Source organism: Photorhabdus viridis, assembly GCF_040256935.1.
In the GTDB taxonomy this organism is placed as follows: domain Bacteria; phylum Pseudomonadota; class Gammaproteobacteria; order Enterobacterales; family Enterobacteriaceae; genus Photorhabdus; species Photorhabdus viridis.
In genome coordinates, this window is the sequence record NZ_JBEJZY010000423.1 from 1 (window position 1) to 246 (window position 246).

A 246-nucleotide genomic window follows, 5' to 3' on the forward strand; every position below is an offset into this window, starting at 1 on the left:
GAACATCGTCTGACCAAAACCGTGCCATGGGTCACCCAAACTGGCCGCCATCAGATTGCCGTAGCCCTGCGTCTCTGTCAGGTCGGTGCTTTTGCCCTGAAACACCGTCTGTGCCAGCCTTCCCGCCATTTCCAGCGGGTCATCACTGGCGTTCATCTGTTGCAGTTTCAGCCGCACCTGTGTGACCCGGGTCAGGAAGGTTGGCAGGTTGAGGGTATTGTCCGTCGTCATCACACTGTGTGGATT

At 57.3% G+C, this 246-nt stretch carries 1 protein-coding gene; it reads right to left on the reverse strand.

What is annotated here, in order from left to right; genetic code table 11:
* On the reverse strand, positions 1-246 hold a 246-nt coding region (locus tag ABR397_RS24010; RefSeq protein ID WP_350307876.1), incomplete at both ends, for a hypothetical protein.